Origin of the sequence: Sphingomonas turrisvirgatae, assembly GCF_001721295.1 — a bacterium.
Taxonomy (GTDB): Bacteria; Pseudomonadota; Alphaproteobacteria; order Sphingomonadales; family Sphingomonadaceae; genus Sphingomonas; species Sphingomonas turrisvirgatae.
In genome coordinates, this window is record NZ_MDDS01000012.1 from 67,422 (window position 1) to 74,117 (window position 6,696).

Here is a 6,696-nt window from a genome sequence, read left to right on the forward strand (position 1 = left end):
GGTAAATGGGAAGGGGGAGTGAGGTGGCGAGGAGCCACCTATGCCGATCGTCCGCACCATTCCCGAGCTTGAAGAAGCAGCCGCACGCATTCTGCACAGCCTTGGCGGCCGCTGGCGGCGGGGAGGGGCCATGTGTCACTGTCCCGCGCATGACGATCGCACGCCCAGCCTGTCGGTCCGTGTCGGCACCGTCAGTCTGCTCTTCAAATGCTTTGCCGGTTGCGAAACCGCTGATGTGATTCGCGAAATTCGGCAGCGCCGGCTTGCCGTTCCAGCGGATCGATCTCGCATGCGCGTCGAACCGGGCATTCCATCAGCTGGGTTCGCAGACCAAGCCCGCAAGATCTGGAACGAGTCCGCGCCGCTCGTCGGTACCCCGGCTGCCCTTTATCTCGCGGGCCGCACGCTCGACGCGAATTCATCGGCCTTGCGCTACCATGCTTCGACGCCCCTGGGCCGGAGGCCGGCAGTTCGATTTCGGCCAGCCCTGATCGCCGCGGTGCGCCAGGATAGCTCGCTCGTGGCGGTGCAACGCTCGTTCATCCATCCCGCCGGGGCTGGACTGGCGACCGGCCTTGTCAGGCCGAAGCTGACACTGGGTCGGCCGCTCAGAGGTGCGGTGCAACTCGCACCAGCAGGTCCTGCGCTGGGCCTGGCGGAAGGTGTCGAATCCGCGCTGTCCGCCATTCGGCTGCTTGGCATCCCGGTGTGGGCGACGCTGGGCGGCGAGCGCCTGTCTCACATAGCCATTCCCGCGAGTGTTCGACGCCTGGTCCTTCTGCCCGATGCTGATCTCAGTGGCAGACGCGCCGAGCGCAAGGCCCGGGACGCCTACGCCAGATTGGATATCGTGATTGAGACAATCTGGCCCTGGTTTGGCCAGAAGGACTGGAACGATGCACTTGTGATGGAAGGGGAGAGGGAGGCGGGGCCGGTGCGGCATGCGGTCTGAAGGTCAGGCCGTCCGCACTGGAGTTCGAATTCATGACCAACATCATCTTCGTCAAGGCGGCCAACTGCGCCAAATCGCCATCCAATGTGCGCAAGTCGTCCGACCCGGTGGCCGATGCCCAACTGGCAGCCAATATCGCCGCGAATGGCCTGATCCAGAACCTGGTGGCCCTGCCGGTGGCGCGGAAGAAAGGCCATTACCGCATTCTTGCTGGAGGGCGCCGACTCGACGGCGTCCACGCAAATATGACGGCGGGCATCTTCCCCGCCGACTACGAGATTCCCGTCCTGGTGCTGAAGGACGCCAAGGACTCGATTGAGATCAGCTTCTCCGAGAATTTCTTCAATCTCGAGATGAACCCCGCCGACGCCTGTCGCGCATTTCAGGATATCATCGACATCGAGAACAAGACGCCGGCCGATGTCGCCAAGCGCTTTGGACTAACTGAACGCTTCGTCCGGGGTCGCCTCCGCCTCGCGAGTCTCGCAGAACCTGTGTTCGAGGCACTGCGTGATGGGTCCATCACCCTCGATGTCGCGATTGCGTACGCCAGCACTTCAGACCCGGCGCGGCAGGCCAGCGTGTTCGAGCGTCTTGGCGCCGGCTATCACGCCACCAACGTCCACGAAATCCGCCGCATGCTGGTGGACGGTGGCTATAAGGGCAGTGATCCCAAGGCGCTGCTGGTCGGCCGGGAAGCGTATGAAGCTGCCGGCGGCCGCATCGATGGCGATCTGTTCACTGACGCGGCGAGCGAGATCTGGCTCGATGGCGAGCTTGTCGATCGTCTCGCTGAAGAGCGGTTGCAGACTGCCGCTGCCGCACTGCGCGAACGCGAGGGCTTTGCCGAAGTTCGAGTCGTCCCTGCGCTCCACGTCCCTTATATGGCGACCTGCGGGCTTGGCCGCATTCATGGCGAACCCGTACCGCTCAGCGAGGACTCAGCGGCGCGCAAGTCGGAAATTGAAACGGAGCTGAGCGAGATCGAGGCCGCCGCCGAGGAAGCCGATGAATATTCCGACGTACAGACCGAGCGGATCGAGGCGCTCGAAAGCGAGCTCGAGGCGATCGGCGATACCGGTGAGGTCATCAGCGACGAACAGCGTGCCGCGGCGATCGCCTATGTCGTGATCGGCGCTGATGGCCAGCCCCGCATCCATGAGCAGCTCTATGTCGAGCCGGCGCCGGAGGCCGATGCCGATGCGGAGGTCGGTGAAACTGGTGAGGGCGACAGCGAAGCCGACGACGACACGGACGACACCGTCCAGGTCAAATTCAGCCAGCGGCTGAGCGATGAGCTGGCGATGATGAAGACCGAGCTGCTTGCCGTCCACGTCGCGAACGATCCGCATTTCGCGCTCGACCTCGGCACCTTTATCATGGTCGATAGTGCCACGCGGCTTACCAGCTATCACGGCATGCCGAGCGAGCTCCGCGCGAATGCGCCGAGCCCGCGGGTGCATGGCTTCGAGAGCGGCACGCCCGCGGCGGAGGCCTGGGCCAAGCTCGACGAAGGACTCAACCGGTCGTGGATCAGCCACAAGGAAGTCGAGGATCGCTACGATGCCTTTTGCGAACTCGACCAGGGGGCGCGAGCCGCTTGGTTGGGCTGGGCAGTGGCGCGCACGCTGCACGCGGTGCCTGATGGAATGACCGGAAGCTCGTTCGTCGTTCACCTTGGCCGGAAGCTGGGGATCGATGTCGCGGCATGGTGGCGTCCGACGGCGCGCAACTTCTTCGACCGGATCACCAAGCCAGGGATTCTGAAGCTGTTCGAGGAGATTGGTGGCGTCGAACTAAAGAGCCGTTACGCGTCCTCGCGCAAGTTCGATCTGGCGGCATCCGCCGAGAAGCTGTTCGCCGGCCAAATTATCGCCGAAGCGGACATCAAGGCGCGCGCGCTCGCCTGGCTGCCTGCGGCGATGCGGTTCGATAATGGCGAAATGGGCGTGGCACAGGCGGAGGAAGCGGTGATCGCCGACGCGCCAACCGTCGAGGCGAGCGAGCAGGACGAAGGGGCCATGGGCGCGGAGCCGGACACGCTGGCGCAGGCGGCCTGAACTTGGTGAACCTTACCAGGGCCGGGTGCTCGCCCGGCCCTGGCATCTGCAACACCGCTCGAAATCATCGTTATAGCGCGCCAATTGATCGCGCGCTTGCCGGTCCAGACATTGTGGCAGGCACCCCTGTTTTCCTTGCAAGGTGGGATTGCGATATCTACATTTTGATAGTTAGAAATCTACACGAGGTGGAAATGGCGATCAACGTCAACAATGCTGAGGCTGATGCGCTCACACGCAAGTTCGCTGATATCGCCGGTGTGGGGATTACCGATGCCATCGTCATCGCGATGAGAGAGGCGATCCAGCGTCGACGCCAGGAGGAAACGCCTCGCGAGACGGCAGCGCGCCTTCTGCAAAAACATGGCGTCGGGCCAACCGGGGTCGCTAAGAAGCCGCTTTCCCGCAAGGTGTTTGACGAGATGTGGGACGAGCGCTGATGTACTTAGACGCCTGCGCGATCATCGCGATTCTCTCGGATGAAAGGAAAGCGCAGCGCATCTCCGATGCGATTGCAAAGGCTAGTAGTGCGCTCACCTCGCCGATCGCCATCCTGGAGGCTGCAATCGGCCTGGCTCGACCGGACAAACTCAATACATCAGTAGAGAAAGCCGGGGAGGTCATTCTCGAGTTTCTGGATGAGCGTGGGATTGAGCTGAGGGACATGCCCGCTGCTGCCGAAACGACGCGGCTGGCGCTGTACGCGGCCCATCGATTTAGTGCTGGCCGCTCTGGTCTCAATCTGGGCGACTGCCTCCACTATGCCTGCGCCAAATTCTATCGCGTTCCCATCCTCGCGACAGATGATGAGTTTCGTCAGACCGATCTCGAGACCGTTCCCTAGGATCAATCGCCCTGAAGTGATTTAGGCCGCCACGTCACGCTACGCTACGCCTCGCCCGGCCCCGGTGAGCCCCTGCATCATATCAGTCAGGCATGCCGACCTGCCCCGCGAAAGGGGAGTGGGGAGCGAATTGCTGAAGGCAGCAGCCTTCATCATCGCTCTGGAGGCACTTCATGTCCTATCCGCTCTTCGCCGCCATCGATCCCGATATCGATGCACGATACGATCCCATCGACAAGAAGGCTCGCCTGCTCGACGCGGCGGCGCGGTTGCTCGCCGAACGTCTCGTCGAGCACCGGTCCCTTTCACGCCGTTCGCTGACCCGGCTGATGACCGAGCGCTTCGGTGTGAGCGATGCGTCCGGGGCGTGGAGTTTGCGCGACGCTTATGACGCGCTCGAGCTGGCGCAGGTGCGGGCGCTGCTTCGCGACCGGGATGGTTTGCCCGAGGATCCTTACGAGGCGCTTGCCTCCATTTTGGCTGGCTGCCTGGCACTTCCCACACAGAGCTATCGCAGTGAGCGGCAGGTCGAGCTGCAGCAATTTTCGACACCGATGCCGCTTGCCTGGCTGGCGGCGCGTGCCGCCCTGATCGGATCATCCGACACGGTGCTCGAACCATCGGCGGGGACAGGAATGCTCGCGGTTCACGCTCGGTGCGCGGGTGCTGGCCTGATCCTGAACGAACGCGACCCGCTGCGTGCCGCACTCATCGAGCAGGTATTCGATGAACCGGTCACCACGCACGACGCCGAGCTCGTCGACGATTTGCTCGGTATGGAGGCGCGACCCACCGTCGTCCTCATCAACCCACCCTTCGCCCGCAGCGAGGGACGCGGCCGTGACCGCCACGCAGGCGCGCGGCACCTGAGGTCCGCGCTTGCGCGCCTGGCCCCGGGCGGACGATGCGTCGCGATCATGTCTCCGGCCTTCGCGCATGATGGCACCGCGGCCAGCAGCTATGACGCTGTTGCGAGCCTTGTGCCGCCGCGCGCCGAGATCACCATCACGGGTCAGCCCTATGCCAAGCACGGCACGTCGATCTCGGTCAGGCTGTGTGTCTTCGACAAAGGCTGGCAGGGCGTGGCCGAGCGGGCGACGGTTAATGCACTCGACAAGGCGCTGGATCTGGTACTCGCGCTTCCGGCTCGTCTCCATCCCGGCGATCCGCCCGCGCCCGCGCCGCCTGCCATGCGGCTCAGCGCTCCTACGCCGCGTTCGACAGGGCTGTTCGCCTCCCTGAGCCGCAGCAGTGTCGCGAGGCCGATCGCACCTGCGCCGATTCAGAGCGAGCCGCAGCTGCTTGACTATGAGGTCCTCGGTGCACCTGCACCGGCCGGCGAACAGATCGGCATCTATGTGCCGTGGCGCCTCGCACGAATGACGATCCCCGGCGCAGCGCCGCATCCCGACCAGCTCGTGGAATCCGTGGCCATGTCTTCGATTTTACCGCCTGAACCGAGTTACCGACCGCTGCTTCCACCACGAGCGGTTGCGGCGCTCTCGGATGCCCAGCTCGAGACAGTCGTCTATGCGGGCCAGGCTTTCGAGCGCGATCTGGCCGGACGGCATCAGCCCAATGACGCAGGCACGCTGCTGTCGGCGAACGAGACCGGCCGTGCCTATCGCATGGGCTTCATGCTCGGCGACGGGACCGGCGTGGGCAAGGGGCAGCAGGTCGCCGCCTGTATTCTCGATCGCTGGTGCCGCGGCCACCGGCGCGCCGTCTGGATCTCGAAGAGCAGTGCGCTGATCGAGGACGCGCGACGCGACTGGGCGGCGCTTGGCGGGTTGCCGATCGACATCCAGCCGCTGGATGCATTCCCGTTCGGGGGGGCGGTGACCATGCAGAGCGGCATCCTGTTCCTGACCTATGCGACGCTCCGGTCCCAGCGCGACGATGCGAGGGCGCGGCTGCATCAGGTCGTCGAGTGGCTTGGCAAGGACTTCGAGGGCGTGATCGCGTTCGACGAGGCGCATGAACTCGCCAATGCCGCCGGAACCGAGACCCGTCGCGGGACCCAGAAGGGCTCCGAGCAGGGCCTCGCCGGCGTGCGCCTGCAGAATTTGCTGCCGCGTGCATGCGTCCTCTACATCTCGGCGACTGGCGCAACCGATCCCGCCAACCTGTGCTACGCCACGCGCCTCGGCCTGTGGGGGCAGGGCACGGCCTTCGAGAGTCGCGACGCGTTTATGGCGGCAATCGCCAGCGGCGGGATCGCGGCAATGGAGATCGTGGCGCGCGATCTCAAGGCGCTTGGGCTCTACACGGCGCGGGCACTCACGTTCCAGGGCGTGGAATACAACCCACTCGAACATCCGCTCTCGTCGGATCAGATCGCCGTCTACGATGCCTATGCCGACGCCTGGAGCGTGATCCACCGTCACCTCGACGCTGTGCTCGAAGCGACCAACATCGTCGATCGGATGAGCGGCAAGGCCTTGAACGGGCAGGCCAAGGGCGCCGCACTGTCACGTTTCGAGAGCGCTAAGCAGCGCTTCTTTGGCCAGGTGCTCCTCGCGATGAAGCTGCCGACGCTGCTGCACGCGATTGAGCGGCATCGCGAGGCGGGCCAGCATGTGATCGTCCAGCTGGTGACGACCGCCGAGGCGATGCTTGATCGCCGGCTTGCCGGCCTCGACGCCGACGAGCGCGCGATGCTCGATATCGAGCTCTCCCCCCGCGAATATGTCTTATCCGGAGATCCGGATAAGACATATTCTTTGCAGTCGAGATTTATGTCGAGCGGTTCGCGTGCAGGCGCAGATTTGCGAGATGAGGACATCGATTCTACTCCAGATAATTAAGGTGACCCCAGACCCAACAAGCTGGAGGATCTA

Annotated in this window: 5 protein-coding genes; all 5 read left to right on the forward strand. The window is 64.0% G+C overall.

Going from position 1 to position 6,696, the window contains the following annotated elements; all coding sequences use genetic code 11:
* Window positions 1-40: 40 nt before the first annotated feature.
* The 5 genes from BFL28_RS05250 to BFL28_RS05270 all read left to right on the forward strand — a co-directional run bounded on the left by BFL28_RS05250 (window position 41) and on the right by BFL28_RS05270 (window position 6,663).
* A complete protein-coding gene (locus tag BFL28_RS05250) occupies window positions 41-952 on the forward strand; it encodes a DUF7146 domain-containing protein (RefSeq protein WP_069319558.1) in 912 nt (303 codons plus the stop codon).
* 32 nt (window positions 953-984) lie between these two features.
* The gene (locus tag BFL28_RS05255) at window positions 985-3,012 is read left to right on the forward strand and encodes a ParB/RepB/Spo0J family partition protein (RefSeq protein WP_069319559.1); all 2,028 of its coding nucleotides are present in this window, start codon (window positions 985-987) and stop codon (window positions 3,010-3,012) included.
* 194 nt (window positions 3,013-3,206) lie between these two features.
* Window positions 3,207-3,452 (forward strand): type II toxin-antitoxin system VapB family antitoxin, encoded by a 246-nt coding sequence (locus tag BFL28_RS05260; RefSeq protein WP_069319560.1) that lies wholly within the window; start codon window positions 3,207-3,209, stop codon window positions 3,450-3,452.
* A complete protein-coding gene (locus tag BFL28_RS05265; RefSeq protein ID WP_069319561.1) occupies window positions 3,452-3,856 on the forward strand; it encodes a type II toxin-antitoxin system VapC family toxin in 405 nt (134 codons plus the stop codon). The genes BFL28_RS05260 and BFL28_RS05265 overlap by 1 nt, the downstream gene beginning before the upstream one ends.
* Before the next feature lie 173 nt (window positions 3,857-4,029).
* On the forward strand, window positions 4,030-6,663 hold the full coding sequence (locus BFL28_RS05270; RefSeq protein WP_069319562.1) for a strawberry notch family protein: 2,634 nt from the start codon (window positions 4,030-4,032) through the stop codon (window positions 6,661-6,663).
* The last annotated feature ends 33 nt before the right edge of the window (window positions 6,664-6,696 follow it).